The following is a 25,457-nucleotide window of genomic DNA, read 5'->3' as shown; positions in this document are numbered from 1 at the left end:
GAATTACGCTTCAGCTTGTTGTTCCGTTTGTTGGTTTTTGCGTTTCAATGCGCCCAGTAAAATCCATTCACCAATCAAGATTGTCGCGATAACTCCGATGAGCACTGGCGCTGTGTAATTCCAGTCTGCGACGGTGAGGTCAAGTGCTTCTGGGAAGATGAAGAGCACCACGGCTTGAAGGATTACCAAGAAACACACAATTGAGATGACGTATTGCGTACCCATGCCACCCGGAACTTTGAATGGGCGCTCACGGTCGCCATCCACGAGGCGCAATTTTAGGTATGCAGGGAACATGAACAGATAAGGCAATAAGAAAATGCAGCTTGAAAAGGCGAAGATGGACCAAAACAAGTCGTCATTACCTTGAGCGAATAGGGCGTATGACAAGATCACAACGGTAGAAACCGTGCCAGTGATATTGTTCGCACCTACTGGAGAGCCTTTGTCCGACATTTTTGCTACAGCGGCTGGTAGTTCACCTTCTTGAGCGGCTTCGGCAGCAGCGCGACTTGCACCCATTGTCCAACTCACCATGTTGCCGATGAGCGTTAATAGTGCACAGACACCAAAGAAATACACCATGGCATTGCCTAATGGACCATCACCAAATAAGGTTTTAAATGTGTCGATTAACCCAGCGACCAGACCGATGCTTTCAACAGGTAACGCCATCAGAATGCCAATCGTGCCGAAGATGTAGAGGAACGCAGTGATACCAATAGAAAGGAATACGGCTTTTGGCATATCACGCACGTCCTTCATCTCTTTCGTCATGGTTGCAACCAATTCGAAACCCATTAGGTTGAAGACAATAGCAGGAAGAAACGCAACCGCTGAGTCGAGAGTTGGCACCATGGCAGACAAAGAAAATTCGTTTGCGACGCCATGTTTCATTGCGTAAACAAAGCCCCCTACACCTAACGTGCCGATCACTAAGATTTTTAGGATGGCGCCTACATTCGTGACCCAAACGCCAATGTCTGCCGATACGTTGCAAATCCATACGGTGAACCAAGTCAGCGCTATGCAAATCGCTATTTGGCCCCACAAAGATAGATCTGGCATGAATAGCTCGGCAAACATGCCTGCAAACATGATGTATACCGCTGGCATCCATAGACCGACGTTAATCCAATAAAACCAAGTTGTGCGTACGGCCCATTTGAAATTGAAGGCTTCTTTTACCCAGTCATAGATACCACCGTCGCCTGGGTAAGTTGTGCTTAACTCAGAAGTGATGAACCCATAGGGAATAACAAAAAAAATCAGCATTACAACCCACCAACCGATCGAGCTGACCCCTATACTTGCGGATGCGGTGAGTGTGTCGACCACCAGTACTGCACATAACGTAAATAGCGCAATACTCATGACCCCCATTTTTCCTTGAGTTTCGTTACTCATTGTTTCGCTCCTTAACTACTGAATATGGCAATTATTAGAAGTGAAATTTATGTAACGAACTTTGATATGAACTTAATATCGGTATTGAGGAAACGAATTGCGGGGAAAATTAAAAGAACCTAGACATTTTATGAGGAAAAAAACACTAATCGCAAAATAGTTGTTCTTGATCAATTTATTAATTTCAGAATTTTCTTACTCATTAAAAATCTAAAAACACATTCGAGATCACATATCGGTTTTTAAACGATTAATAATGAAAATTACGTGACGTCAACTTCATTTTCTATGCCAATTATTGAATAGGAATTGAACTGTGATTTTTATCTCCAACCATAAAATTCCAATTAAATACAGTTAGGCCAGTCTAATCTGACATCATTTATTTATATTTGGAGATTTCGATATGTCAAAACCGATTATTGTTGTTGCTGTTGGAGGGAATGCTTTATTGCAGCGTGGTGAGATCATGAGCTGCGAGAATCAACAAAAAAGCATTGCGCAGACGGCGAGTTCACTGGCTGAATTGAGTAAAAACTACCGTTTAGTCATTGTGCATGGTAATGGTCCTCAAGTCGGCTTACTTTCCCTACAAAACAACGCTTATAAAGATTGCCCTCCCTATCCATTTGATGTGCTTGGCGCAGAAACACAAGGCATGATTGGGTATTTGATTCAGCAAGGTCTCAATGCTGCAATTGAAGATCGTTACACGACGACGATACTTACGCGAATTGTCGTCGATGAAAACGACCCTGCCGTTGTGGACCCTTCTAAGTTCATTGGCCCTGTTTACACTGAGGATCAAGCAAAACAACTTGCCGAGGAAAATCACTGGGTTGTGAAACCTGATGGTGCGCATTGGCGTCGTGTCGTCCCTTCTCCTAAGCCACAAGAGATCTTAGAAATCAAAGCAATCAAAGACTTACTCGAAAAAGAACACTTGATCATTTGTGGTGGCGGCGGCGGTGCTCCAGTAATCGAAAAAGACGGGGCGTATGTCGGTTTTGAAGCGGTTATTGATAAGGACATGACTGCGGCACTAATTGCAGAACAAATTGGGGCGGAGCATTTGCTGATTCTGACAGATGGCACCCACGTTTGTCTCAACTGGGGAACACCACAAGAGCAAAAGCTAAAGAATGTGACCATTGAGCAAATGAAGCAATATTCTTTCCCTGCAGGATCGATGGGACCGAAAGTCGACGCATGCTGCCAGTTTGTTGAAAAAACAGGACAAAGTGGTCATATAGGTGATTTATCTTTTGCGTTAGAAATCATTGAAGGGAAGTCTGGTACACATATACAACCATAATATGCAAATAAGTTAATTTACAAATCAATAAGGTCGCATGTCAAAGTTACGGTCGTTTTTGGCGGACATTGATAGTGTGACCTTATATATTAGGTTTTAATTAAAATTTGGAAGGACAACATCACGATGCGAAAAGTTAGTACAGAAACAAAATTGTTGAAAATTAACGAAGCAGTTGTCCGTTTGATGGAGAGGCGAGAAGCGACGGATATTTCGATGTACGACGTTGCTAAAGAATGCGGAATGGCAACGTCAACGGTTTATCATCATTATCCAAATATAGAAAACTTATTTCATAACTTATTGGAAAATGTTTTCTCTGATTTTGATTTATTACTCGAGCAGTGTATTGATGAAGAAAAGATTGTCCATTGGAGCGATATTAATCGAATGATAGAAACGGCTTATGTGAATTATTATAATAACAATCCTATTGCCAAAAAATTGATATTGGGTCGACATACGTTTGCAGAGTTAGGTCACGCAGATACAGAGCATGATCTTGAATTAGGGTATCAAGTTGAGATGATTTATCGCCAGTTCTTCGACATTCCTCAGCTACCTCAACCGATTAATATTTTTGCTATATCCCTGCAAGTTGCCGACAAAATCTACTCTCTCTCGTACCGCAAATATGGCTACATCACCCCAGAACTGGCTAAAGAAGCCCTTCGCCTATCTGAGTCCTATCTTCAGCTTTACATCCCGCCAATTTGTCAAAAGGTTGATTTTCATCCGTACTGAAGCAAAGCACAGATAAACACAAGGTCAGCTGCTGGGCTGACCTTATTGGTTTAACATGCCTCAGCGTGATGTTCTTGTTGAAAGCGAGAATCTTGCTTTGAATGTTTCGGTACAAAACAGAGCTTGTCAGCAGACATCTTCAAACCATTTTGCATCTTGATATGAGTGACGGCCCAAATGACGCAACCATGAGGAAGGTTGAACAGCGAACGGGTTTGAGTGAAAAGGACGCCATCATCATAAGCGGGTGTAACGTTGATAGCTTTACCTTGCCATGCCTGACGAACGTTTTTCACATCAATGTTGGGCACAATCAATGAGAGCATTTCTGGCTCAACATCCTTGACGACCTTTAGGCAAATGCGGCAGCCGTCGTAGTATTGTTCAACCCAAACTTTATGGGGAATGCTTTGGTCAACCCAGTCTAACTGCAGTATGTGTTCCATGGTTTATTCCTCAAGTAGATCCAACAAAGGCAGCGCCGAGACACTGCCTAGTTCGGTGGATAAAAGGTTATTCGTAACTTAGGCCGTGACCGAATTCGTACAAGGTGTCTGCGTCGTCATAACCTGGGTAGTCAGAGTGCTGGTTCAAAATCGCTTGCGCGCTGTTTGCCAGTGCAAATGGAAGCTTGCCTTGAGGAGCGAAGTTGCCAGAAAGGACTTCCATTAAGTTGCTGTCTGATACACCGAAGGTGGCTAAGATTGCGCCCGATTTTTTCATGTTACTTGCGTCATCCAGTACAAACGGTTGACGGAAGTTAATTGAAAGCACGGTCTTCTGTGCGCCAATTTCATTCATGACGGCTTGGATATCGGTCAGACTTGGCTCAATTTTCCAAGATGCTGCGGTTGCCATTTGGCTGAATGCTAACAAGTCGAGTTCATCTGGGTTTGCACCACCAAAGATAAGCTCAGGATCCGCACCTTCATTGGAGACGCGAACGCGAATAACGGCGTAATCAGTGCCTGCTGGTACTGGTGGGCGAGCTTTGCCATCTTCATAATCACCAGACGTTACATCAAAGCCAAAACGCTCGTCACCAGCGATGGTTTCATCCATACCCATCACATAGAGCGAAACTGCTTTGTCGGCGTTTGGTTTGGCTAGAGGCAATGTCTTGTCTGTGTTTTGCAGCAGGACCACGGATTTCTTCTGAGCGTAGTCTGCACGTTCTTGATGTTCGGCGTTGCCTAAGATTTCTTGGGCTTTATCGACGTCCACATACGTGTTCTCAAACAAACCAAGTTGGAACTGCTCTTTGACTAAGCGAGTCACTGAAAGATCGACACGCTCTTCGTCAATCAGTCCTTTGTTGACCAGATTTACGATGACGTCTTTATCGTTAAAGCCAGAGAGAACGTCGACGCCAGCTTCGATTACCATCGCAACTTGCTCGTCGATGGTTTTATCTTCCACACCCCATGCACGGTCGCCGATGATACCGGTATCGGAGTTGACGTTGCCGGTATAGCCCAGCTCACCACGCAGCAGATCGGTCACAATGCCTTTAGAGAAGGACATGCCTACATCGTTTGGCATCCACTTTTGATCTACTGGTATGCCGTAATAAGGCATGATCGAAGAGGCGCCAGCATCAATCGCGGCAATAAACGGGATCAGGTGGTAGTCAAAGTTGTCTTTTGGATAGACTTGGTTTTGCCCAAAGTCGTAGTGAGGGTCACCGCCGTTTTCTTGAGGACCACCACCAGGGAAGTGTTTGATCGTTAGGGCTATGCTGTCTTGGTCAATGGCTCCACCACCTTGTAGACCGTTGATCAAAGAGCGCATGATATCTGCCGCAAGATCCGCGTCTTCTGTAAAGGTTTCATGTACGCGGTACCAACGAGGCTCTGTCGCCAAGTCCATCATGTAGCCATACATACTGCGTAAACCAATCGATGACCATTCTTCATTCATGATGCCCGCAAACTCTTCAATCAGCGCCATATCGCGAGTGGCTGCAAGTCCAGCTTCTTTTGGCCAAGCCGAGAATGCACCCGAAGAGACGTTGATACCCGCTTTTGCAGATGGGTCGATATGGTTACGTGCATTGGACTTAAATAGCGCTGGGATACCCATTCGGGTTTTCTCTCTCAGCTCTTGAACGCTGTTCATAAAGGTTGCGGCTTCTTTAGGCGAAATCTGGCAGCCTGAGCGTCCGCTGTCGCAGTTTGGTGCGTTTTCTGGTGTTTCCACCACGCTGTTACGGAAGATAAAACGGGTCATTTGAGCATCGGCGATCATGTCCTGACCTTTGCTTGTCACGACACCGCCTTCACCGGAGTTGAGTGTGTCGATAAGCATCATGCCGGCTTTCTCTTCAAGCGTCATTCGGCTAACAAGATCGGCGGCACGCTCTACCGGTGTTAGACGCCAATCCTCGAACGGTTCTAACGTCCCGTTGCCATTGGAGTCTCTAAATTGATAACCATCAACGCTGAGCACGTCGTGCACTCGAGAGAAGACTTCTGGTTGAACATAGTTGCTGTCATCGTCGGATGAATTACACCCTGCGAGAACAAGCGCCACTGCGATAGGAGTGAGTTGGGTAAGACGTTTCATGTCGCTGTCCTAATGTTGGTATAGTTGTTTGTTCAAGACCAATATTAGTAATTAGCGATGCTTTGGTTAACCAAAATTAATTAAACTAAAGATTTGGATCACCATATTTTTTAATTAGGTGATTAAACTCAATATATAATTAAAAATAGGTTGACCAAATTAAATGTGAGCTTGATTTTGTAGCCTGTTTGTTTTTATTTAATCTCTTTAAAATCAGTGCTTTATGTTTATGTTATGTCGCTTCCAAATTCTATGTAACGCTATGGCTGTTATTGTTTACTCCAAAATTATTACCAGGTGAGAAAAAGGGCTAAATACATTAATCCTGATTTAAAGTTTGTGTCTGGTTATTATTTTTACTCGATTGATACAAGCGATATATGGTCAGTAAGTTGGTGATGATAAAAGTACTCTCGACCAATGAACCACCGATCGAGCCAAGCCAAATATTGTGGCTGACCCAGCAGAAGGAATTAAACAAAATTAAGCTGCGTAGAGTGATGCCTTGTTTGGAAAAGAGCGCCCAAGTGGCGACGGATGATCCGATTACAGTGAGTAACTCAAAAAAGTGAGTGATGTTTGGCAGGGTCATCAGCCACATAAGAGCAATGAAGAACCACATTACTTTACGTGATTGAGTTTTGATTGAGGCGAAGCTGCGAATGCCATTAATGATCACGCCAACGGCAGCGACGGTTGCGCCCATCAGGGTAAAGTGAATACCCATGATGAAACAAAACGCCATCATCTGATAGCGAAAGCGCATGTCGTCTTTTTGCCAGAATGCCATCACGCCAACCATAAACGCGATGCCACCAATGCCTTGTGCTAACCAGTTTTCCATTTATTTCCCTAGAGTGTTGTTCTTTGAGTTATTTCCATTAAGTGAGTAAGCAATGGTCATCCTTCAAAGTTGCCAATCTTTTAGAGTTTGATTCAGTCTGTGAGTAGATCCTTAATCACGCTCGTGACTCGCTTTTCAGGATGACGAATAGGGAGATATTTATCATATCGTCATTCCGACGAGCCTAGGCGAGATCAGGAATCTACTTACCGCGATAACCCAATCAATTTAGCCATGCTTTGAACGAATCAGCCCTCCACAAAGGGAGGGCTGGGCACTTTATCTAAATTGCTAAGGGGTTACCCAAGGCTACTTACCAATCATTACTCATTTACAAGCGCTACTGCTTCGCGAGTCAGGCGTGCAAGCTCTTCCCAGTTGCCCGCTTCGATCAGTGTCTTGTCTACCATCCACGTACCACCACATGCCAATACGCGCGGGATAGCTAAGTAATCTTTGATGTTCGCAGGGTTAATGCCACCAGTAGGCATCAGTTCGATGTCGGTGTATGGCGCAAGCAGTGATTTCACCATGTTGATGCCGCCAGAGGCTTCGGCAGGGAAGAACTTTAAGGTGGTTAATCCCATTTCCAGCGCAGCTTCAACTGTGCTTGGGTTGTTTACACCCGGTACGATATCAATCCCGATTTCTTGGCACGCTTTAACGGTATTTGGGTTGAAGCCAGGCGATACAATAAAGGTTGCGCCAGCTTCTTTTGCAGCAATTGCTTGCTCGCGGTTTAGCACCGTACCTGCGCCAATCAGCATGTCTGGCTGGGTTTCACGCAGTAGGCGAATCGCTTCTGCAGCCGCTGCTGAACGGAAGGTGATTTCAGCCGCTGGTAGTCCGTTTTCTGCCAGTACTTTACCCAATGGGATAATGTCTTCTGCTTTATCAATGGCGATAACTGGGATGACTTTCAGAGCTTTCAATTGTTCTTTAATGCTAGACATGAGTGTTCCTTAAACGACGCCAAGCGCCGGTTGTGTGAATGCTTTGGGAATGATGGCACCGCGATGTTGAATCACAGCACCTGCCAGTGCGTTGCCTCTTTGACATGAAGTCGCGAGATCGGCGCCAGTAAGGTATGCCGATAAAAAGCCGCCATTGAATGAGTCGCCCGCCGATGTGGTGTCCACCACTTGAGCGACAGGTTGGGTTGGCACGGCTTGTGGAGCCAGAGCCGCGCTCGAACCCTGATTTGTTGAGTCTTGAACTAAGCAGCCATCTGCGCCGAGCTTGACGATGCATTTGACCACGCCAAGAGAGGTAAGGCGTTCAATGGTTTGCTCTGGTGTTTCGTCACCCCAGATCAATTGCTCATCATCAAAAGTCACCAAGGCAACGTCCGTCAGTTGATACATGGCTTGGTACACGTTCTTGACGGTTTGATTATCGTCTTGAGGCCATAGTGCTGGGCGGAAGTTACTATCAAACGCGATTTCAACGCCTTGGGCTTTAAGTTCGACCAATAAGTTGAGCAGTGAAATTCTGTCTTCTTCTGGCAAGATGGCTAAAGAGATGCCGCTGAGAAACACCGCATCTACTTGAGTTAATGCTTGCTTAACCAGTCCAAAGTTTGGATGTTGAAGTAGGTAACGTGCTGCTGATTGATTGCGCCAATATAGGAACGTACGCTCGCCTTGGTCATCAAGCTGAATCAAGTACAAACCCGGCGTGCGAATCTCATCGCGCAGCACTAAATCTGTTGAGATGCCTTCGTCTTCCCAGCGAGTCAGCATGCCTGTACTGATCGGGTCATTGCCAAGCGCCGTAACGTAAGAGACTTTAACTTCATCAGGTTTGCTATTGGCTTCGCAGCCGCGGCTCAAATAAACCGCAGCGTTGAGCGTATCCCCACCAAATGTTTGATGCATTGAGCCGAACGGTTTGCCATTCAGCTCAATCATACATTCACCAATAATGGCGATGTGCTTCATTGGTTACGCCCTCTCTTCAAAGTAGCGCTTCGCGTTACCAAAACAGATGTCTTCAACCATAGGACCAAGCAACGATAGGTCATTTGGAACTTCGCCGTTCTCTGCCCAACGACCGACCATGTCACACAAGATGCGGCGGAAGTATTCGTGACGAGTGTAAGACAAGAAGCTGCGCGAGTCCGTTAACATGCCGACGAATTGGCTGAGCAAACCAAGCTGAGAAAGCTGTTCCATTTGGCGTTGCATGCCGTCTTTCTGGTCGTTGAACCACCAACCTGAGCCAAACTGCACTTTGCCCGCGATACCGCCACCTTGGAAGTTACCAATCATGGTCGCCATCATTTCGTTATCACGAGGGTTCAAACAGTAAAGAATGGTGCGAGGCAGCTCGTTGGTTTGGTCCATTTCATCCAACAGATGTGCCAGTTCAAAAGCAAATGGGCGATCGCCAATCGAGTCAAAGCCAGCATCAGCACCTAACAGTTGGAACATGCGTGTGCTGTTGTTGCGCTGCGCGCCAATATGAAGCTGCATGACCCAGCCCAATTGCGCGTAGCGTTTGCCGAGCCAAACTTGAACTGCGGTAGAGAATTGCGCACATTCAAGCTCTGACAATACTTCGCCACTCAAACGACGAACCAGTAACGCATCTAAATCAGCTTCGCTTGGAATTGGCGCGTAACGGACGATCTCAATGCCGTGGTCTGCCGCACGACAGCCATGTGCATCGAAGTGTGCCAAACGTTTATCAAGCGCGCTCAATAAATCATCAAAGCGGCGGATTTCAATGTCTGCTACTTCGCCCAGTTTGTGCATGTAATCCGCAAACATGTCCAATTCAATCTTGAACGCTTTATCCGGACGCCAGCTCGGCAGCACTTTAACGTTAAAGGTGTCGTCTTCTGCGATCGCTTTGTGGTGTTCTAGTGAATCAATAGGATCATCGGTCGTGCCCGCCATTACGACGTTCATTTGCTGCATGATGCCGCGAGCCGTAAATTCAGGTGTCGCCAGTAACTCATTACATTGGTGCCAAATTTGGTCAGCGGTGTCTGGGCTAAACAGCGCATTGGTAATGCCGAATGGGCGACGCAGCTCTAAGTGCGTCCAGTGGTAAAGCGGGTTGCCCAAGGTTTGAGGAACCGTCTTCGCCCACGCCATGTATTTGTCGTAATCGCTCGCGTCACCGGTAATCAAACGCTCTTCAATGCCTGCCGAGCGCATGCCACGCCATTTGTAGTGATCGCCTTCAAGCCAGATTTGACCCAAGTTATCGAACTGACGATTTTGCGCCACTTCTGCTGGGTTTAAGTGGCAGTGGTAATCATAAATTGGCTGGTGGAACGCATGCTCATGATACAAGCGACGTGCAGTTTCGTTTGAGAGTAAAAAATCTTCACACAAGAAATTCTTCATCGTTAACTCCTATTACAGCGCAGCGACAGTGGCACGAGCACCGTTATCGATTAGCGATTGGTAAGCGCTGCTCACCGCATCAATCACTTGTGGGTTTTGACCAAGCTCTACTGGGAAGATAGCTTCAACATCGAGCAATGCAGGCACAACAGAAACGTTCAAGCCGTGTTGGTCGCAAATCTGACGTAGTGTCTCTGCCATTGGATCGCGAACATCAATATCGTTGCCTTGCTCATCCATGCCAGAGACATAGCGCATCCAGCCTGCAATCGCCGTTGCCAACCATGAGAAGTTAGAACCTTGAGCAAGATGGAATCGTAAGCTGCCACCCATGCGTTGTGGGATCTTCTGGCTGCCATCCATCGCGATTTGCCATGTTTTGTGTTTCAAGCTTGGGTTAGTGAAGCGCTCGATTAGCAGCTTGGCGTAGCCTTCTAAATCGGTGCCTTCTGGCATGGTCAGCGAAGGAGCTTGCGCTTGCATCATCATGTCGAATGCCGCTTTGCGGTAGCCTTCATCTGTCATGGTGTCAGAGATGTGCGCGTAACCGCCAAGGTAGCCTAGGTAGGCTAGGAACGAGTGGCTACCATTTAGCATACGCAGTTTCATTTCTTCGTAAGGCACAACGTCAGCAACAAATTCTGCGCCAGCCACGTTCCAATCAGGACGACCAGCCACGAAGTTATCCTCGATAACCCATTGGCGGAAAGGTTCACAAGCGATGCCACATGGGTCTTCACAGCCAAGTAGCTCAGCGATTTCGGTCAGCGTCTCTTCGGTTGCTGCTGGCACAATGCGGTCAACCATGGTGCAAGGGAAGGTAACGTTGGTTTCAATCCAGTCACGCAATTCAGGGTCGAGCAGTTGAGCGAACTCAAGTATCGCTGCTTTTGCTACGTGACCGTTCTCTTGCACGTTATCGCAAGACATCACGGTAAATGGCGTTAGGCCGCGTTCACGACGCATCTTCAGTGCTTGCACGATGTAACCCAGTGCTGACTTTGGCTCAGTAGGGTTGGCAAGGTCAGCAATGACTAGCGGATTGTTTTTATCAAGCGTGCCCGTCGCAGGGTCGGCGCAGTAGCCTTTCTCGGTAATCGTCATTGAAACGATCGCCACTTGTGGCTCGGCCATTTTTTCTAAAACCGCTTGAATGCTGTCGAGGCTTGGGTGGAGTGATTCGGTCACTGAGCCAATCACTTTTACCTCTGTCGATTCTGCGCCTTTTTCTGCCACTGTATAGAGGTGGTCTTGTGCACGCAGCGATTGAATTAAGTCTTCACCACCAAATAGGTTGATTTCGCAAATGCCCCAGTCAGAGCCCGTTTTGTTCAGCATCTCGTTGGTGAATAGAGCTTGGTGTGCGCGGTGGAAAGCACCGAAACCAAGGTGAACAATACGGCTTTTAAGCGTTGAGCGGTCGTAGTCCGGAAGCAGAACGTTTTCATTCAGAGTGGAATTCGAAATAGTCTTCATTGTTGTATCCCTTTTCCCGCAGGTTATCCTGCGGGATGGTTTATCTTAATAATGGGTAGCCAAGAGCTTATTTAGTAAACAAGCACCTATTTAGTAACCAAGAACAAGCCTAGGTAGGAAGAGGCTCAAGTCAGGAATAAAGGTTACGGCCATCAGGGCTGCAACCAAGGCTACGTAGAATGGAAGTAGAGGCTTAATTACTTTGTCGATGGCAACGTTCGCCACAGAACAACCGATGAACAACGCACTACCTACTGGTGGGGTACAGATACCGATAGCCAAGTTGAAGGTCATCATGATGCCGAAGTGCACAGGGTCAATACCCATATCCAATGCGATTGGCAGGAAGATAGGCGTAAAGATCAGTACCGCTGGTGTCATGTCCATGAAGATACCGACAATCAGCAGAATGACGTTGATGATCAGTAGAATCATCATTGGGTTGTCAGAGATAGCCAGTAGGGCATCTGCAATCATGTAAGGAATGTCGGCGTTCGCCATCGCCCAAGACATGCCCATCGATGCGCCAACCAGTAGCAATACGATAGAAGTGGTGACTGCAGACTCTAGGATGATCTTGGGAATGTCACGCCATTTCACTTCGCGGTAAATCAGCACCGCAAGTACAAAGGTATAAACCACCGCGATAGCTGAAGCCTCTGTTGCTGTAAAGATACCGCCAATGATGCCACCCATAATGATCACAATCAGTGCAAGAGATGGGGCGGCTTTCAAGAAGGTATTCCAAACCATTGCAAGAGAAGGGCGTGCTGCCACTGGGTAGCCACGACGTTTTGCAATGATGCCCGCCACTACCATGATGCTTAGACCCATCAAGATGCCAGGAATGTAGCCTGCTAGGAACAATGCCGCGATAGATGTACCACCTGATACCAATGAGAACACGATTAAAGTGTTACTCGGTGGAATCAACAAACCAGAAGGACAAGAAGTGATGTTCACTGCTGCAGAGAAGTTCTCATCGTAGCCATCTTTCTTTTGCAGAGGAGACATGGTGCCGCCAACCGCTGCTGCAGACGCTACCGCAGAGCCAGAAATCGAACCAAACATCATGTTCGCCATTACGTTCACGTGTGCTAGTGAACCAGGAAGGCGGCCACCGAGCACTTTTGCAAAGTTGATAAGACGCAGTGCGATACCACCTTGGTTCATGATGTTACCCGCCAAGATAAAGAACGGGATTGCCAGTAGAGCAAAGTTATCAAGGCCTGCCGCCATACGCTGCGCCACAACGGCGATCGCAGGCTCTAGCGGTAAGCTCATTAAAATAGTGGCTAGCGATGACAAACCGATAGCAAAAGAAACCGGTACGCCAATCGTCAATAAGACCGCGAAGCTACCGAACAGGGTGAGAATTAATTGCCATTCCATTGTGGAACCCTCTATTGATCAAGCTGGGTGTCGGTGAGTAGGGCTTCACCAGACGTCAATTGTTTTACACGGTCGAAAGCAAATACCGCAGAGTAAAAGATCATCAGTGCGCCACTGATTGGTAGGCAGAAGTAGATGTAGCCCATTTCCAAGCCTAGTGCTGGCGTTAACTGGCCAGTTGCCAGTGTTTTCAGTGCGAGTTGCGTACCGCCGTGAACCAACACCACGTAAGAGAACAGTGCGATGGCAATTTGGATGACGATTTCATTGATGAGTTTGCGCTTGCCTTGCAGCTTCATTGTTAGCAAGTCGATAGCAAGGTGACGTTTAAGGCCGGTGGTGTAGGCGGCGCCAATTAATGCTACCCACATAAAGAGATAGCGAGCAAGTTCGTCAGTAACGGTACTTGGTCTGCCAATCACATAGCGTGATAACACTTGCCAGACTACGCAAATGACGAGGACGGTCGAGAGAGAGACCGTAAAGGCAGCCAGCCCCCTGTTTATGTATTTGACCAATTTATTCATTTTTATTTCCTTTAAGTAAATACGCGCATCCCATAACAATTGGTTTACCAATGTAAGGAACTGTTTCTGTGTAGGGCAGCAACATACGCTAATCTTTCTGAGTGGATTATAAGTTAGCCGATTTGGTTGTCCGTGAGCAGCTTCACAATTGGATTGGTTGACCAATTTAACGATTGCTATTGTGATTTTGGTCAATCAATTTGCATTTTTGTTTTGACGATAGGTTTTTTGATCGCCAATAATGGCTTCGAAACAAGAAATACCGATAAAAAATTAAAACTACCCTACATATTGGACAACCAATCCAAGGAGAATAGAACAATGATGACGCGTAAGACTCTTTTAAGCGCTGTAGTAGGTGCTGCAATGACCTTCGGCGCCACTGCTTCTGCTTATGCTGCGACCACTTTGAAGCTGAGTCACAACCACCCTCGTGACCATGCGGTACATAAAGCAATGGACTTTATGGCAAAAGAAGTTCGTGAAATGACAGATGGTGAAGTTCGTATCCGTATTTACCCTGATGCACAGCTAGGTACACAGCGTGAATCGATGGAGCTAATGCAAAACGGCGCTCTAGATATGGTGAAGAGCAACGCGGCAGAATTGGAAGCTTTCTCCCCGGCTTACGCGGCATTCAACCTGCCTTACTTGTTCCGCGATAAAGACCACTACTACAAAGTGACAGATGGTGAAGTGGGTCGTGAAATCCTGAATTCTTCAGCGGACAGCGGCTTTATTGGTGTGACTTATTACGATGCGGGTGCGCGTAGTTTCTACACCAACAAGCCAATCAACACGCCGGAAGATCTAAAAGGTCTAAAAGTGCGCGTACAGCCAAGCCCATCAGCGATTGCGATGGTGAAAGCATTGGGTGGCAACCCAACGCCGTTGGCATACGGTGAGCTATATACGGCATTACAACAAGGCGTGGTCGATGCTGCGGAAAACAACATCCCATCGTTTAGCTTGAGCCGTCACAGTGAAGTATCGAAATACTTCAGCTTGGATGAGCACACCATGGTGCCAGACATCTTGGTTATCTCTACTAAGACGTATGACAAGCTAACGCCAGAGCAGCAACAAGCACTGATGAAAGCAGCGGCAGACTCTTCGGAATACATGAAGAAGCTGTGGGCTGAGTCAGAAGCGAAAGAGCGCGCGAAAGCAGAGAAGATGGGCGTGACTTTTGTAGAGCCAAATAAAGCGGCATTTGTTGAAGCGGTTCAACCAATGTACGCGGACCTAGAAAAGACAAATCCTGAATTAAATGAATTGGTTGAGAAAATCAAAGCCGTTCAATAATTCACAATTTAATTAGTACGAAACAATCGAAAACAAGGTGTTACCACATTCTGGTACATAGAGGTTGACCAATTGTTATTGGTCGTTATGATGGCGTGAGAAGTTAGATGGAATATAGTGATAATATCATCATGATGCCTTTTGAACCGAAAAGACCGTATCAAGAAACCGGTCTAGTCCTAAGACAAGAGTTAATCAACGGCCTTTACAAGGTTGGTGATAGGCTGCCGCCTGAGCGCGATATTGCAGAACGTCTCGACGTTAGCCGCACAGTTGTGCGTGAAGCGATCATCATGCTTGAGCTGGAAAACCTTGTCGAAGTGAAAAAAGGTTCTGGGGTGTATGTCATCAATATTCCATCTCAACCCAACTCCCGCGAGAATGTGATCAGCGATGATGCTGGTCCGTTCGAAATGCTCCAAGCTCGTCAGTTACTTGAAAGCAACATCGCTGAATTTGCCGCGATGCAAGTGACGCCAAGCGACATTGTGAAAATGCGTGCAGCCCTTGAACTGGAACGAGAAGAACTCGCCAGTGGCACCGCAGATTGCAACGGTGATGAGAAGTTTCACATGTGTATTGCAGAAGCAACCCAAAACTCTGTATTGGTGGACATGCTGAGACAATCTTGGGAGCGACGTGAGAGCAGCCCAATGTGGAATAAACTCCATTCCCACATTGCTGGTCAAGACTACCGTGAAGAGTGGTTAGACGATCACGCCAAAATCCTCGCCGCATTGCAGCGTAAAGATCCTATCGCTGCAAAAAATGCCATGTGGCAACACCTTGAAAACGTTAAACAGCGCCTGTTGGAGCTGTCTGACATCGATGACCCAGATTTTGATGGTTACTTATTCAGTTCCAACCCTGTTGTTCTGCAGGGCGCTGAAAACGGTTAACCACATTGCCGGCTTCGGTCGGCTCTAGTCAGCGCAGCTGCATTATCGCGGCTGCATATTAAGAAGTCGTTGTGCACTTAGCTTGAATAATTCGAGCGGGCTGAGTGCGTCTTAAAAAAGGTGAGTGTCATGGAACAAACTTGGCGTTGGTACGGTCCGAATGACCCAGTGTCGCTAGACGATATTCGTCAGGCTGGCGCAACAGGCATCGTAAATGCCTTGCACCACATTCCAAATGGGGAAGTGTGGTCGAAAGAAGAGATTTTAAAACGTAAAGCCATCATCGAAGAGAGAGGCTTAACGTGGTCGGTGGTTGAAAGTGTCCCTGTTCATGAAGAAATCAAAACTCAAACAGGTGATTACCAACAGTGGATCGACAACTACAAACAGACGCTGCGTAACCTTGCAGAATGTGGCGTAGATACAGTCTGCTACAACTTTATGCCAGTGCTAGATTGGACACGTACCGACCTAGAGTTTGAAATGCCAGATGGTTCTCGAGCACTTCGTTTTGACCAAATCGCATTTGCGGCATTTGAGCTACACATTCTGAAGCGCCCTGGCGCACAAGCGGATTACACCGAAGCTGAACAAGCGCAGGCGCTTGAGTACTTCAACAACATGACGGCGGAGCAAATCCAACAACTGACAAGCAACATCATTGCTGGTTTGCCGGGTGCTGAAGAAGGTTACACGTTAGAAGAGTTCCAAGCACAGTTAGACCGTTACTCGGGCATCAGCAAAGATAAGCTGCGTGAGCACATGGCGCACTTCTTAGCGGAACTTATGCCAGTGTGTGAAGCGCATGGTTTGAAGTTGGCTGTACACCCAGACGATCCACCGCGTCCAATTCTTGGTTTGCCGCGTATTGTTTCAACCATCGAAGACATCGATTGGTTGACTGAAAAAGTACCGAGCAAAATGAACGGTTTAACCATGTGTACGGGTTCTTACGGTGTGCGTGGTGACAACGACTTAGTGAGGATGATCAAAAAGCACGGCGACCGCGTTTACTTCACTCATTTGCGTTCAACCAAGCGTGAAGAAAGTAACCCAATGACATTCCACGAAGCCGCGCACCTAGATGGCGATGTGGATATGTACAACGTGGTGATGGCGATTCTGGATGAAGAACAACGCCGCGCAGAAGTAGGCGATCACCGTTTGATTCCAATGCGTCCTGACCATGGTCACCAAATGCTGGATGACTTGAAGAAGAAGACCAACCCAGGCTACTCAGCCATCGGTCGCTTGAAAGGCCTTGCTGAAGTGCGTGGTCTAGAGATGGCACTAAAACGCGCTTTCTACACTAAGTAATTGAATTTATTAAGCACACCAGAGAGTGTCATCAAACCATATTAATAAAAGTAAAAAAACCGAAGCGTAATGCTTCGGTTTTTATTTAAGCTGATTAGGGATGAAGGGTGTCAATCGTCGTCATCCGGCACAAACTCTAAAATATCACCTGGTTGGCAATTTAAATGCGTACATATGGCTTCCAAAGTGGCTAACTTAACCGCCTTAGCACGACCATTTTTGAGTACCGATAAGTTTTGTTCAGTAATACCAATGAGCTTCGCTAGTTCATTAGAGCGCATCTTCCGTTTTGCCAGCATTACATCCAAGTTGATTACAATCGCCATATACCATTCACTTAAATTGTCAGCTCACTTTCTTCTTGTAGCTCAACTGCTCTATCCATCACTACAGCGATGACTCGGACAATAAAACCGATGACCATCATAGTAATGTCGCTATCGTCTACTTCCGCTGACACATTCCAATTCCCGTCATTGTACGACAAAGCCAAGCTAAGAAGCACGTCCATCGTGACTTCAATAAACGGTGTTGCGATCAGTAAGTAGCTGAGTTTCTTGAAACACTCCGTATTTTGGCGTTCAAAAATCTGCCCTTTCTCATACAAACGGAAAAGGACGATGAGCTGCCACAGTAACGCCACTGTCAGTAGTGTTGAGATCATGCTTGGGAAGTAGCCAACTATAGAACGCGTAACGGAAAGAGGGAGCGCCACTTCAATAGGAAAGGTGGCGTGAAACCACTCCGCATCAAACATAGTTGCCCCAAACCAAAAGACGGTATTGAGCACAACCGTGAAGATCATAGAAAACCAAAATAGGATAAGTAACTTACGACTAAAGTTGCTTATGGAACGTTGAGACATGACAAACCTCATATCAGATTTAATTTTCGCTCATCCTAATTAGTTAAAAATGATATCGCAATAAAAATTTATCGTTTTACGATAATTTTTTATTGCTTTTCTTAATGCGAGTATTTAATGTTGCCAAGTGGATTTATAAAATTGATGAATAAAGGTACGGGGAATGAATAAGGCGATTTTGTTAACAACGATGTTGCTAACGGTATCTGCTCCTAGCTTAGCTGAGGGTATTTTTTTGGATGATTTGGCCAAAGACTACAATCTCGAAGAGAGCAATACATGGGAGAGTTCTCCATACGCGCTAGATACAACGCCAAAGCATGACGCGTTTACCGATGATAAATGTACGCGAGGGACAGAAGATCAATTCACACCTCTTGCTGATGCGAACAAAAAGAAAAACGTCGAGTGCTACATCACGCATTTTCCAAACAGCGACATTAAAACCCGCATGCAGTCGAACGACGATGGCGATGTTAGTGTTGGCTTCTCATGGGACTTTGATTAACCACAGTTATTTTTTGTGAATTTTTGCTCTTTAACACTATGATTCTTAGCGTAAAAAGTGATCGAAAGTCACTTTTATAATGAAGAGTTGCAAATAATCTGCGTCTTTTTCTAACCGCAGTCGTCTTATCTGTGTAAAAACGATTTCGACCGGAGAATGCCATGTTCAAGCCACAGCCAACGCGCTCAGATATTAAAGACAAATTCATCAAACACGATAGCCAAATGCTCAACCAAGTGTACGGAACAGACCAAGTCGTACCGTATTGGATTGCAGACATGGACTTTCCTATTGCATCGCCTATCTCGCAAGCGATGCAGCAACTTGTCAGCCGTGAAACCTTCTCATACGAGTTTGATAGCAAGACGGTTTTTCAGTCCATTGCTGATTGGAACAAGGATTTGCATGGTCTTGAGCTTAGCACTGATAACTTTGTTCAAGTGCCGGGCGTACTGAGTGCCATTGCGCTACTGATTCGCGAGTTCACTAAAGAAGGTGGGGGCGTTCTGATCCAGACACCGGTTTATCATCAGTTCCGACGTTTGATTGAGTCAGCTGGCCGAACCGTTGTGGGCAATACAATGAAAATTGAAAATGACCACTACGTGATGGACTTTGAGTTGCTGGAGAACCAGTTGAAAAGTGGTGAAGTGCAAATGATTTTGCTGTGCAACCCTCATAACCCAGTGGGGCGTGTTTGGACTATAGCAGAACTAGAGCGCATGGTGGTGTTAGCTGAGAAGTACAATGTGATGATCATCAGCGATGAAGTGCATGCCGACATCGTATTTGAAGGTTCAACCTTTACCAGTATGACTTCATTAGGCTATGAAAACAGTCTGACGATCATTGGTTCTCCGGCGAAAAACTTTGGTTTGAACAGCACCTCTAACGGCTACATTTACAGCGATAACCAAGCACTTTTCGAGAAAATCAAAGCGACGTCGGCTTCACTCTCTATCGATCATGGCAATGCGTTTACCACCTACGCGACCATTGCGGCTTACCAACAGGGCAAAGAGTGGTTTGAAGGTTTTCATGCTTACACGCAAAACAATCGTAACTGGATTATTGAGTTTATTGAGCACAACTTGCCACAGGTGAAAGCATTCCTGCCACAAGGAACCAATCAAATTTGGTTGGATTTTTCTGGTTTAGAATTGGAATCTTCTCAGCTAAAAACCTTGCTGACAGAAGAAGCCAAAATGGCGTTGACGCCAGGTACTTGGTTTGGTGAACCCAATGAAAACTACTACCGCATGAACTTCGCTTGTTCTTTAGAGCAAATTCAAACCTCATTTGAGTTGCTTAAAGCCGCTGTCGATAAACGTAAATAAGTGAAGTGGTAGGGGAATAAAACGATGACACAAACCATCACTAAAGGCATCAAAGCCCTAGCAGAAGAAGCACGCTTGAGTGTCGCAGACCTCTCTATTGAGGATGCCAAAGCGTTGTTTGCAGACGAAGATTACGTATTCGTGGATGTACGAGAAGCCGATGAGAGGCGCAAACTTGGCGTGATCCCGGGGGCATTTACCTGTCCAAGAGGCATGTTGGAGTTTTTGATTGATCCACAATGCCCAGTGCATAACCCAGTCTTTGCTCAAGATAAAACGTACGTTTTCTACTGCGCACATGGGCTTCGTTCCCTCTATGCGGCAAAACAAGCCGCTGACATGGGGCTTGAACCTGTGCTCAACCTTGCTGGTGGTTTTGCTGAATGGGTAAAAGCAGATGGCGCGGTTGAGTCTGAGTCATAATGTATAGGTCATACTTGCCATACGGTTTATATTTCGATTAATATCGAATTATTATTTTATGTATAGAGACCGTCGCATGTTAGCAGAGTGGTTGGCACACAAAGAGCAGCTCAAAAACTACATTGTCAAACAGACCAGTGATCCAGATTTAGCCGATGACATTTTGCAAGAGGTATACATCAAGGCGAGTCAAAAGATCGATCAGTTAGAAGCGCGAAGCAAAATCAAAAGTTGGTTATATCGCATCACGCACAACGCGATCATGGATCACTATCGTACGCAGCAAAGTTACGAAGAGCTGATAGACAATCAGGTTGAAGAGGAAATGCCGATAGAGCTGGAGAATCTTCAAACCATGGGGCATTGTTTGCGCCCAATGTTTGAGTGCCTGCCAGAGAAATATCGCCAAGCCGTGATTCTGTCTGAACTCGACGGTTTGCCTCAACAAACGGTTGCGGACCAGTTGGGGCTTTCGCTTTCTGCGACGAAAAGCCGAATTCAGCGCGGTCGAGTTAAGCTCAAAGCCTTGTTAGTTGAGTACTGCAATGTTGAAGCAGGTCGAGGAGGTATCGTTGACTTCTCACCAGAACCGCAGTGTCTTCACATGGCTCAAATGTACAGTGCTGAAGTGGCATAAAGCCAAGAGAACCGTTCGATTTACAATGTAAAAGCGCAGAGTTTTAGCTCTGCGCTTTTTTTGTTTCTACTCGCCGTTGGGAAGCTTTTCTTTGAGATAATCAATCAAGCAGCGAACCTTAAGAGGCGTATAACGGCTTTGCAAGTACACAGCATTGAAAGGTAAATTTTGCCCTGTGTAGTCGTTCATCAATTGCGTAAGTCGCCCTTCTTTTAAGTGATGTTCAACCATCCAAATCGGAAGAATGACAATCCCCATTCCGGTTAACGCGATCTCTAGTAATACATCCCTATTGTCACTTTGAAAATTACCATTTACTGCGACGGCATGTTTCTGATTTTGCTTGGTAAAGCTCCATACGTTAATGTCCTTCATCCGCGAATAAACCAAACAATTGTGTTGTTTTAAGTCTTCAGGAGTTTTGGGTTCACCGTGCTGTTGTAAATAATTTGGCGCGGCTAAAACTAGCATTGGGTTATCAAACAAATGGCGCGCAATCAGCGTCGAGTCTTCCAGTTGTTTAGCTCGAATTGCGACATCTATCCCATCACTGATCAAGTCGGTGTGCTGGTCACTGAGCTGTAAATCCACCTTGATATCAGGATAACGTTGGAAAAACTCTGCCATGATAGGGGCAAGCAGAATGCGACCAAACGCCACTGGTGCTGAGATGCGAATCGTCCCTTGGGGAGAAGCCACCTCCGATCTTGCCTCAGCTTCGGCTTCATCCAGTTCACCTAAAATATCAACGCAAGTTTGATAATACTTCGCGCCTGCAGGCGTTAAAGCATGGTCGCGACTGCTTCGAGCGAGGAGCTTGACGCCGATTTTCTTTTCTAACGCTGCCACTTTTTTGCTGATCGTTGTTTGTGAGGTATTCATTTCACGACCCGTGGCAGAAAAGCTGCCCGTTTGTACCACTCGAACAAATGCGCGCATTGCACTTAGTTGGTCCATTAGTGCTCTCAATTATTCTAAATAGGCATAGATGCTAGTCATTGTAGCTCAGTTTTAGTCGATATTGGTTGGTTCTAAGATACATTCCAAGCCGAAAACAAATCGGTAAGAAAGATTAACCAAGATTGATTCGCCAATGGAGGCGCTTATGGACATGCAACAAAAACTACAACTTCTACTTGATAAACAAGATATTATTGAAGTGATTTTCCGTCATGCTCGCTCTTTAGATCGTATGGACGCAGAGCTGATGAAGTCCACTTACTGGGAAGATGCTATTGAAGACCATCAAGACCCAATCTTCCCAGATTTGTTTTTCTATAACGACAATGCCCACGCTTTTGTTGAACCCGCAATGAAAGGGTTTGAAGCAATCAAAATTACACAGCACCGCATCAGCAACGTTCTCATTGAAGTGGATGGTGATACAGCAACTGCAGAGAGCTATGTGTGGGCGTACCACGTGCATGAAGAAGATGGCGTGGACAAAGAAGGCATTTTAGGTGGTCGTCACCTGTACCGTTTTGAACGTCGTGATGGTGTTTGGAAAATGGTACACCGTTTTACCGCTTTTGATTGGAACCAAAACCAAGATGCGAGCGCAGTGTGGTCTCCAGATTTTGAAGATAAGTACGTAGGTAAACGCAATAAATCTGACGAAAGTTACGAATACATTCAACGATAACTCCGGTCTGTTAGTTGGAGCGCGACATGTGAGGGCAGCAATGCTCTCCACTCCAACCTGTGTCGCGCTCGTTTTATCTTAAACAACGTGAAGTAAATAGGACTGAATAATGACAACGACGAAATTTACCGCAGGTGATTTGTTTCCCTCTATCACTCTGCCAACGCTAAGTGGCGAAACTATCGAGCTGGGTACACCTTCTGAGAATGTCGATTGGCGCTTAGTGGTGGTTTACCGCGGCAAACATTGCCCTTTGTGTACTCGCTATCTCAACCAACTAGAGACACTAAAAGTACGATTCTTACAACTCGGGATGGATATCGTGGCGGTGTCCGCAGATAGCCAAGTACAGCTAGAGCAGCATAAGGATCAACTGAGCGTCACGTTCCCGGTCGCTTATGGTCTGACAGTAGAGCAGATGCAAACGCTTGGTTTGTATATCTCGGAGCCTCGCTCAGAAAAAGAGACAGACCATCTCTTTGCAGAGCCAGGTTTGTTTGTGGTGAATAGTAAAGGACAAGTTCAGTTAGTCGATATTTCCAACGGTCCATTCGCTCGACCTGACCTAGAAGTCTTGCTCTCAGGATTGGCGTTTATCCGTAACCCAGAAAACGATTACCCTATTCGTGGTACTTACCAAGCGGCAATCTAATCACTGTTTTGGTTTGAGGCATTAAAAACCAATGACGTTCACAAACTTCCTCTTCTAAAATTGGATTGTTCGTCTCCTAGATTGTGGTAAAGTCCGCGCCTGCGATTTACCGCATCTTTTACTGCCTCTTCAATCAAAAGCACAAGGTTAAGCTAATGCCATTTTCTACTCTCTCTTTGAGTTCTGAGCTGATTCACGCACTGCCAAAAGATTTCAAGAAGCCAACCGATATTCAAGCTTTGGCCATTCCTGAGCTACTCAGTGGTAAAGATGTGTTGGCATTAGCAAACACGGGCAGCGGCAAAACCCTTGCTTATGGCTTGCCTTTGTTGGAAAAGCTAAGTGTAAGTCCAGAGCAAAAAGCGCTAATTCTGATACCAACACGTGAGCTGGCGACACAAGTGAGTGAGGCGATTAACCAAGTTGGTCAATCTGTTGGTCTCAACGCGGTGTGTTTGTGTGGTGGCGTTGATAAAGAACAACAACTACAAGCTCTTGCGGCAGACCCTCAAATTCTTGTGGCGACAACAGGCCGTTTAGTCGATCTGGCGAACAACGGTTTGGACCTGAGTAATATTCATTACCTAGTGTTGGATGAAGCGGACCGCTTGTTGGATATGGGCTTTTGGCCTGACGTGCAAAATATTGCCGGGCAGATTTCAAACCAGCGTCAAACCGCGATGTTCTCAGCAACGTTTTCTGATGAGTTGAAGGGCAAAGCCAAGCAGCTCATGCACGCGCCAAAACAAGTAGTAGCACATCAAGAAAACAGCACCAATCAAGATATTGCCGAAACGCTGTATCTCGTCAACAAAGGCAGCAAAACCAAAGCGTTGATTGAACTGATCAAGCAAAATACGTGGACGCAGGTATTGGTATTTATTGGCGCCAAAGAGAATGCCGATGGTCTAGCGAAAAAACTCAGTAAAGCTGGAATCTCAACCAATGCGTTGCACGGCAATAAGAGCCAAGCAGAGCGAGAAGAAGCGTTGGCGCAGTTTAAGTCGGGGCAAACACAGGTATTGATTGCCACCGATTTGTTGGCGCGCGGTATTCATATTGAACAACTGCCCGTGGTGATTAACTTTGAGTTGCCAATGCACGCAGAGACTTACGTTCACCGAGTTGGACGTACAGCCCGTGCAGGCGAGCAAGGTGTCGCAATGTCGCTGGTCTGCCATGGCGAAGCCGAAGCTCTTACCGCGATCCGTAACCTGACTCAACGTGAATTGCCAACGCAAGATCTTGAAGGTTTCCCTGTTACGGATAAGCCATCAACAGGCGAAAGCAAACGCGCCCCACGCGATAAAAAAGCCAATCGCCGAACCAATGCCAAAAAGAGCATTAAGCAGTTTCAAGGAAAACCGAAACGCCAAGCGCCCAAAGCTAAATAAACCAAGCTAAACAAACAAAAAGCCATCGTGATGATGGCTTTTTCTATTAACGGAAAGAGACTAGAAGTTGTAAGAAACGGTCGCGCCAACTGTCCATTGGTTTGCGCTCTCTACGATAGAAGAATCACTGATGCCACTCCCTAGGCGCGTGTATTGTGATACTTGGCTGATTTGCCAGTTATCGGTGATTGGCACAACCAGTTTGTAGCCTAAACCATAGTTTACCGTAGCTTCGCCTTTGTAAGCTTTGCGGTTTGCGCGTGCTTCTTTGTCTGTGACACCGAAGTAGTAATCTACATAGTCTTCGCTTTGGTAAGACACGCTCGCAAATGGTACGAAATCAGCATTGCCGATGTTCATGATGTGGAAGTAAGTCGCACCACCTTGGAAGCCTTTATAGGCACCGGAAACATCGTGTTGTAGGTAAGTTGAAATCACGTTGTTTGGATCGAGTGTGAAGTCTGCGTTTAAACCTAAATCGACCGCAAAATCACGACGCTTAGTACCTTTTAAGCTTTTCGCTACATCGCTATCGCGAGGTACGCCACTGCCCACCACATAAGCACTCATGTTTAACAATTCGTTAGTTTCACCAAGAAAGCGGTAGTTGATGCCACCAAGATCAGCGTTGAAATCTTCACCGTGATAGCCACCGTTTAACACTGGTGCTGTATTGTGCTTTTGGTCTTTGAAAAGATCACTGGCTTGCACTACGCCAGCTTCGACCATCCAACCGCCTTCGTTGTTGTAGATGTTACCGTTACGAATGTAAGTGTCACCCGCTGTTGCTGTTCCTGCTGCTGTTAAAGTGATTAACGCGATGAGTGTTTTGTTCATTATGCTGTCCTAATT

Annotated in this window: 26 protein-coding genes; 12 read left to right on the top strand and 14 right to left on the bottom strand. The window is 46.1% G+C overall.

The features are described 5' to 3' along the window. Positions 1-3: 3 nt before the first annotated feature. Positions 4-1,407 (bottom strand): APC family permease, encoded by a 1,404-nt coding sequence (locus tag ATB76_RS10450; RefSeq protein WP_038871529.1) that lies wholly within the window; start codon positions 1,405-1,407, stop codon positions 4-6. 406 nt (positions 1,408-1,813) lie between these two features. On the opposite strand from ATB76_RS10450, the gene arcC reads away from it, so the two are divergent. Further along, positions 1,814-2,722, top strand: coding sequence for a carbamate kinase (gene arcC, locus ATB76_RS10445; RefSeq protein ID WP_038871527.1), 909 nt, complete (start codon positions 1,814-1,816; stop codon positions 2,720-2,722). A 126-nt stretch (positions 2,723-2,848) separates the two neighbouring features. Further along, on the top strand, positions 2,849-3,466 hold the full coding sequence (locus ATB76_RS10440; RefSeq protein ID WP_038871524.1) for a TetR/AcrR family transcriptional regulator: 618 nt from the start codon (positions 2,849-2,851) through the stop codon (positions 3,464-3,466). A gap of 50 nt (positions 3,467-3,516) precedes the next feature. Here the strand turns inward: ATB76_RS10440 and ATB76_RS10435 are convergent, their stop codons facing one another. The 9 genes from ATB76_RS10435 to ATB76_RS10395 all read right to left on the bottom strand — a co-directional run bounded on the left by ATB76_RS10435 (position 3,517) and on the right by ATB76_RS10395 (position 13,626). After that, a complete protein-coding gene (locus ATB76_RS10435; protein ID WP_038871521.1) occupies positions 3,517-3,912 on the bottom strand; it encodes a hypothetical protein in 396 nt (131 codons plus the stop codon). Between the two features lie 67 nt (positions 3,913-3,979). Continuing rightward, on the bottom strand, positions 3,980-6,031 hold the full coding sequence (locus tag ATB76_RS10430) for a glycoside hydrolase family 3 N-terminal domain-containing protein (protein WP_061035138.1): 2,052 nt from the start codon (positions 6,029-6,031) through the stop codon (positions 3,980-3,982). 319 nt (positions 6,032-6,350) lie between these two features. Beyond that, entirely contained in the window at positions 6,351-6,875 is a 525-nt protein-coding gene (locus ATB76_RS10425) for a YgjV family protein (protein WP_061035137.1), read from the bottom strand. Between the two features lie 323 nt (positions 6,876-7,198). Beyond that, on the bottom strand, positions 7,199-7,828 hold the full coding sequence (locus ATB76_RS10420) for a bifunctional 4-hydroxy-2-oxoglutarate aldolase/2-dehydro-3-deoxy-phosphogluconate aldolase (protein ID WP_061035136.1): 630 nt from the start codon (positions 7,826-7,828) through the stop codon (positions 7,199-7,201). A gap of 9 nt (positions 7,829-7,837) precedes the next feature. Next, positions 7,838-8,815, bottom strand: coding sequence for a sugar kinase (locus ATB76_RS10415; protein ID WP_061035135.1), 978 nt, complete (start codon positions 8,813-8,815; stop codon positions 7,838-7,840). A gap of 3 nt (positions 8,816-8,818) precedes the next feature. Further along, positions 8,819-10,231, bottom strand: a complete 1,413-nt coding sequence (gene uxaC, locus ATB76_RS10410; RefSeq protein WP_061035134.1) for a glucuronate isomerase — start codon at positions 10,229-10,231, stop codon at positions 8,819-8,821. A 12-nt stretch (positions 10,232-10,243) separates the two neighbouring features. Beyond that, complete coding sequence (locus tag ATB76_RS10405; RefSeq protein ID WP_061035133.1) at positions 10,244-11,707, bottom strand: fructuronate reductase; 1,464 nt, start codon at positions 11,705-11,707, stop codon at positions 10,244-10,246. Positions 11,708-11,797: 90 nt separating this feature from the next. Next, entirely contained in the window at positions 11,798-13,099 is a 1,302-nt protein-coding gene (locus ATB76_RS10400; protein ID WP_038871505.1) for a TRAP transporter large permease, read from the bottom strand. Positions 13,100-13,110: 11 nt separating this feature from the next. Continuing rightward, positions 13,111-13,626 (bottom strand): TRAP transporter small permease, encoded by a 516-nt coding sequence (locus ATB76_RS10395; RefSeq protein WP_061035132.1) that lies wholly within the window; start codon positions 13,624-13,626, stop codon positions 13,111-13,113. A gap of 321 nt (positions 13,627-13,947) precedes the next feature. Between ATB76_RS10395 and ATB76_RS10390 the strand changes: the two genes are divergently transcribed. From ATB76_RS10390 to uxuA, 3 genes are all read left to right on the top strand, one after another. Then, a complete protein-coding gene (locus ATB76_RS10390) occupies positions 13,948-14,931 on the top strand; it encodes a TRAP transporter substrate-binding protein (RefSeq protein WP_038879870.1) in 984 nt (327 codons plus the stop codon). Positions 14,932-15,038: 107 nt separating this feature from the next. Then, positions 15,039-15,830: an FCD domain-containing protein gene (locus tag ATB76_RS10385; RefSeq protein WP_042600255.1), complete on the top strand. Its 792-nt coding sequence runs from the start codon at positions 15,039-15,041 to the stop codon at positions 15,828-15,830. A 129-nt stretch (positions 15,831-15,959) separates the two neighbouring features. Next, positions 15,960-17,147 (top strand): mannonate dehydratase, encoded by a 1,188-nt coding sequence (gene uxuA / locus ATB76_RS10380; RefSeq protein ID WP_061035131.1) that lies wholly within the window; start codon positions 15,960-15,962, stop codon positions 17,145-17,147. Positions 17,148-17,257: 110 nt separating this feature from the next. Here the strand turns inward: uxuA and ATB76_RS10375 are convergent, their stop codons facing one another. Next, entirely contained in the window at positions 17,258-17,473 is a 216-nt protein-coding gene (locus ATB76_RS10375; protein ID WP_005429033.1) for a helix-turn-helix transcriptional regulator, read from the bottom strand. An 11-nt stretch (positions 17,474-17,484) separates the two neighbouring features. Then, complete coding sequence (locus ATB76_RS10370; protein WP_042600253.1) at positions 17,485-18,012, bottom strand: DUF2975 domain-containing protein; 528 nt, start codon at positions 18,010-18,012, stop codon at positions 17,485-17,487. A gap of 163 nt (positions 18,013-18,175) precedes the next feature. Here ATB76_RS10370 and ATB76_RS10365 point away from each other — a divergent pair, with 163 nt between their 5' ends. The 4 genes from ATB76_RS10365 to sigZ all read left to right on the top strand — a co-directional run bounded on the left by ATB76_RS10365 (position 18,176) and on the right by sigZ (position 20,917). After that, positions 18,176-18,520 carry a hypothetical protein gene (locus ATB76_RS10365; RefSeq protein ID WP_042600252.1) on the top strand — a complete coding sequence of 115 codons (345 nt, stop codon included), beginning with the start codon at positions 18,176-18,178 and terminating at the stop codon, positions 18,518-18,520. Positions 18,521-18,681: 161 nt separating this feature from the next. Beyond that, positions 18,682-19,857, top strand: a complete 1,176-nt coding sequence (locus ATB76_RS10360; RefSeq protein WP_042600251.1) for an aminotransferase class I/II-fold pyridoxal phosphate-dependent enzyme — start codon at positions 18,682-18,684, stop codon at positions 19,855-19,857. Positions 19,858-19,881: 24 nt separating this feature from the next. Next, positions 19,882-20,280, top strand: a complete 399-nt coding sequence (locus ATB76_RS10355) for a rhodanese-like domain-containing protein (protein WP_061035130.1) — start codon at positions 19,882-19,884, stop codon at positions 20,278-20,280. 76 nt (positions 20,281-20,356) lie between these two features. Next, positions 20,357-20,917: an RNA polymerase sigma factor SigZ gene (gene sigZ, locus ATB76_RS10350; RefSeq protein WP_038871486.1), complete on the top strand. Its 561-nt coding sequence runs from the start codon at positions 20,357-20,359 to the stop codon at positions 20,915-20,917. 66 nt (positions 20,918-20,983) lie between these two features. Here the strand turns inward: sigZ and ATB76_RS10345 are convergent, their stop codons facing one another. After that, on the bottom strand, positions 20,984-21,874 hold the full coding sequence (locus ATB76_RS10345; RefSeq protein WP_061035129.1) for a LysR family transcriptional regulator: 891 nt from the start codon (positions 21,872-21,874) through the stop codon (positions 20,984-20,986). 148 nt (positions 21,875-22,022) lie between these two features. On the opposite strand from ATB76_RS10345, the gene ATB76_RS10340 reads away from it, so the two are divergent. The 3 genes from ATB76_RS10340 to ATB76_RS10330 all read left to right on the top strand — a co-directional run bounded on the left by ATB76_RS10340 (position 22,023) and on the right by ATB76_RS10330 (position 24,605). Further along, a complete protein-coding gene (locus ATB76_RS10340; RefSeq protein WP_061035128.1) occupies positions 22,023-22,559 on the top strand; it encodes a nuclear transport factor 2 family protein in 537 nt (178 codons plus the stop codon). Positions 22,560-22,668: 109 nt separating this feature from the next. Further along, positions 22,669-23,211: a peroxiredoxin-like family protein gene (locus ATB76_RS10335; protein ID WP_038871478.1), complete on the top strand. Its 543-nt coding sequence runs from the start codon at positions 22,669-22,671 to the stop codon at positions 23,209-23,211. Between the two features lie 155 nt (positions 23,212-23,366). After that, on the top strand, positions 23,367-24,605 hold the full coding sequence (locus ATB76_RS10330) for a DEAD/DEAH box helicase (RefSeq protein WP_042600247.1): 1,239 nt from the start codon (positions 23,367-23,369) through the stop codon (positions 24,603-24,605). A gap of 60 nt (positions 24,606-24,665) precedes the next feature. Here ATB76_RS10330 and ompV read toward each other — a convergent pair whose 3' ends face one another. Next, positions 24,666-25,442: an outer membrane protein OmpV gene (gene ompV, locus ATB76_RS10325; RefSeq protein ID WP_038871471.1), complete on the bottom strand. Its 777-nt coding sequence runs from the start codon at positions 25,440-25,442 to the stop codon at positions 24,666-24,668. Positions 25,443-25,457: the final 15 nt, after the last annotated feature.

Source organism: Vibrio sp. MOR3, from assembly GCF_001557775.1.
GTDB lineage: Bacteria > Pseudomonadota > Gammaproteobacteria > Enterobacterales > Vibrionaceae > Vibrio > Vibrio jasicida.
The sequence above is the reverse complement of the archived record's forward strand: the minus strand, read 5'-3'. Positions and strand labels throughout refer to the sequence as shown.

Coding starts and splice junctions, on each gene's coding strand:
- ATB76_RS10450 (WP_038871529.1), bottom strand. CDS start 1,407: ATGAGTAACGAAACTCAAGGAAAAATGGGGGTCATGAGTATTGCGCTA.
- arcC (WP_038871527.1), top strand. CDS start 1,814: ATGTCAAAACCGATTATTGTTGTTGCTGTTGGAGGGAATGCTTTATTG.
- ATB76_RS10440 (WP_038871524.1), top strand. CDS start 2,849: ATGCGAAAAGTTAGTACAGAAACAAAATTGTTGAAAATTAACGAAGCA.
- ATB76_RS10435 (WP_038871521.1), bottom strand. CDS start 3,912: ATGGAACACATACTGCAGTTAGACTGGGTTGACCAAAGCATTCCCCAT.
- ATB76_RS10430 (WP_061035138.1), bottom strand. CDS start 6,031: ATGAAACGTCTTACCCAACTCACTCCTATCGCAGTGGCGCTTGTTCTC.
- ATB76_RS10425 (WP_061035137.1), bottom strand. CDS start 6,875: ATGGAAAACTGGTTAGCACAAGGCATTGGTGGCATCGCGTTTATGGTT.
- ATB76_RS10420 (WP_061035136.1), bottom strand. CDS start 7,828: ATGTCTAGCATTAAAGAACAATTGAAAGCTCTGAAAGTCATCCCAGTT.
- ATB76_RS10415 (WP_061035135.1), bottom strand. CDS start 8,815: ATGAAGCACATCGCCATTATTGGTGAATGTATGATTGAGCTGAATGGC.
- uxaC (WP_061035134.1), bottom strand. CDS start 10,231: ATGAAGAATTTCTTGTGTGAAGATTTTTTACTCTCAAACGAAACTGCA.
- ATB76_RS10405 (WP_061035133.1), bottom strand. CDS start 11,707: ATGAAGACTATTTCGAATTCCACTCTGAATGAAAACGTTCTGCTTCCG.
- ATB76_RS10400 (WP_038871505.1), bottom strand. CDS start 13,099: ATGGAATGGCAATTAATTCTCACCCTGTTCGGTAGCTTCGCGGTCTTA.
- ATB76_RS10395 (WP_061035132.1), bottom strand. CDS start 13,626: ATGAATAAATTGGTCAAATACATAAACAGGGGGCTGGCTGCCTTTACG.
- ATB76_RS10390 (WP_038879870.1), top strand. CDS start 13,948: ATGATGACGCGTAAGACTCTTTTAAGCGCTGTAGTAGGTGCTGCAATG.
- ATB76_RS10385 (WP_042600255.1), top strand. CDS start 15,039: ATGGAATATAGTGATAATATCATCATGATGCCTTTTGAACCGAAAAGA.
- uxuA (WP_061035131.1), top strand. CDS start 15,960: ATGGAACAAACTTGGCGTTGGTACGGTCCGAATGACCCAGTGTCGCTA.
- ATB76_RS10375 (WP_005429033.1), bottom strand. CDS start 17,473: ATGGCGATTGTAATCAACTTGGATGTAATGCTGGCAAAACGGAAGATG.
- ATB76_RS10370 (WP_042600253.1), bottom strand. CDS start 18,012: ATGTCTCAACGTTCCATAAGCAACTTTAGTCGTAAGTTACTTATCCTA.
- ATB76_RS10365 (WP_042600252.1), top strand. CDS start 18,176: ATGAATAAGGCGATTTTGTTAACAACGATGTTGCTAACGGTATCTGCT.
- ATB76_RS10360 (WP_042600251.1), top strand. CDS start 18,682: ATGTTCAAGCCACAGCCAACGCGCTCAGATATTAAAGACAAATTCATC.
- ATB76_RS10355 (WP_061035130.1), top strand. CDS start 19,882: ATGACACAAACCATCACTAAAGGCATCAAAGCCCTAGCAGAAGAAGCA.
- sigZ (WP_038871486.1), top strand. CDS start 20,357: ATGTTAGCAGAGTGGTTGGCACACAAAGAGCAGCTCAAAAACTACATT.
- ATB76_RS10345 (WP_061035129.1), bottom strand. CDS start 21,874: ATGGACCAACTAAGTGCAATGCGCGCATTTGTTCGAGTGGTACAAACG.
- ATB76_RS10340 (WP_061035128.1), top strand. CDS start 22,023: ATGGACATGCAACAAAAACTACAACTTCTACTTGATAAACAAGATATT.
- ATB76_RS10335 (WP_038871478.1), top strand. CDS start 22,669: ATGACAACGACGAAATTTACCGCAGGTGATTTGTTTCCCTCTATCACT.
- ATB76_RS10330 (WP_042600247.1), top strand. CDS start 23,367: ATGCCATTTTCTACTCTCTCTTTGAGTTCTGAGCTGATTCACGCACTG.
- ompV (WP_038871471.1), bottom strand. CDS start 25,442: ATGAACAAAACACTCATCGCGTTAATCACTTTAACAGCAGCAGGAACA.